Origin of the sequence: Desulfobacter sp. UBA2225, assembly GCF_002348205.1 — a bacterium.
Classification (GTDB): Bacteria; Desulfobacterota; Desulfobacteria; order Desulfobacterales; family Desulfobacteraceae; genus Desulfobacter; species Desulfobacter postgatei.
In genome coordinates this window covers 1-1,717 of the sequence record NZ_DDYV01000094.1, presented here as the reverse complement: position 1 = coordinate 1,717, position 1,717 = coordinate 1, and the positions used below count along the sequence as shown (strand labels likewise).

The window sequence follows — 1,717 nt, the reverse complement described above, 5'->3', positions numbered from 1 at the left end:
TCTCAGGATCAAAATTGGTGGCAAAGTATTTTCCGTGATTTCCGGCATTCACATCCATGATGTCAATGGTATCAATGGCATCGAAAATATATCTGTCGGCATAGGCGGCATAGGCGTTCACAACGCCCGGATCAAAGCCTGCACCGAGAATGGCTGTGATGCCTTTTTCACGGCACGCTTCACGACGTTTCCATTCGTAATTGGCGTACCAGGGGGGTGTTTCACATATTTTATCCGGCTCTTCATGAATGGCTGTGTCCATATAGGCTGCGCCTGTATGGATACAGGCCGTAAGGACACTCATATTTATAAACGCCGTACCCACGTTGATGACAATCGAGGTGTCTGTCTCTTTAATCAGTTTTTCCGTGGCAGGAATATCCATGGCATCTATTTGATAGGCTGTTATGGAATATTCATTACTCTTTTTGCTGCCCTTGCGCTCAATACTGTCGATAATTTTTTTACATTTGGACAGCGTTCTTGAGGCAATGACAATATTGCCAAGAACATCATTATTTTGTGCGCATTTATGAGCGGCAACATTTGCCACGCCCCCGGCACCGATAATCATCACGTTTTTTCTCATCATTATTTCCTTTCTTTAACCAAGCGAGTGTTTCTCACCCCCACCTAAATAAAACGTATGCCATAAAGCACTGTTAAGTCCTTAATTCAGTTGATAGGCTTCTTTTATAATCCGTATACGAAGATTCCTGTAATACGTCAATGTGTCCGTCAGGACGCATGATCGCCACTGACGGCATTTTTAAACCGTTAAACCAATTTTTCTTCACCATGGTATAACCGGCGGCATCTTTAATCATGATGGTATCACCGATCTGAAGTTCGTTTTGAAAACAAGCCTCTCCGAAAATATCGGCGGCAAGACAGGAGCTTCCTGCTATTTGATATGGAAAGCTTCCCCGGACAACTGTTCCTTCAAAACCGGCCGATTCCCTGTATACAAGCAGATCCAGCATATGCGCTTCAATGGAGGCATCCACAATGGCGATTTTTTTTGTGTTTTCAACGATATCCAGCACGGTTGTTACAAGGGTGGTTGTATGGGTAACGGCTGCTTCTCCCGGTTCCAGATAGACCTGCAAGCCGAATTTCTGTGAAAAGGCTTTTATGATTTGCGCAAAGCGTAGGGTGTCGAAATGGTCTTCGGTATAAGAGATGCCGCCTCCCAGGCTTATCCAGTCAAATTGTTGCAAAAACATCCCGTATTTATGGCTGATACCGGCAAGCAGCTGTTCAAACGCCGTCACGTCCTCATTTTCACAGTTAAAGTGAATCATCGCGCCCGAAACCATGGGCATGGCCGCTTCTATATCCGTTGTGGATGTGACCCCGAGCCGGGAAAAGGTACGGGCAGGATCTGCCAGGTCAAAATGGCTGTAGCTCACACCGGGGTTGATTCTGATCCCACAGGTAACGTCGCTGCATTCCGGATAAAATTGCCGGAGCTGTGACAGGGAGTTAAAGATGATCTTATCTGAAAATACCGAGACCTTTTTTATATCTTCGCTGCTGTAAGCAACACTGTAAGCATGGGTCTCCTTGCCAAAGGTTTCATATCCAAGTCTGGCCTCATAGTATGAAGAGCTGGTGGTGCCGTCCATGTATGGTTTCATCAAATCGAAAACTCCCCATGAGGCAAAACATTTCAGGGCCAGAAGCAGCCTGGCACCGCTTTGTTCTCTCATGGCGG

The 1,717-nt window shown here is 46.0% G+C and carries 2 protein-coding genes; both read right to left on the bottom strand.

What is annotated here, in order from left to right; genetic code table 11:
- Positions 1 to 589, bottom strand: a 589-nt coding sequence (locus tag B3D59_RS04995) for a saccharopine dehydrogenase family protein (RefSeq protein ID WP_286818148.1), incomplete at its 3' end; no start/stop codon positions are given.
- 73 nt (positions 590 to 662) lie between these two features.
- On the bottom strand, positions 663 to 1,717 hold a 1,055-nt coding region (locus tag B3D59_RS04990; protein WP_286818146.1), incomplete at its 5' end, for a carboxynorspermidine decarboxylase.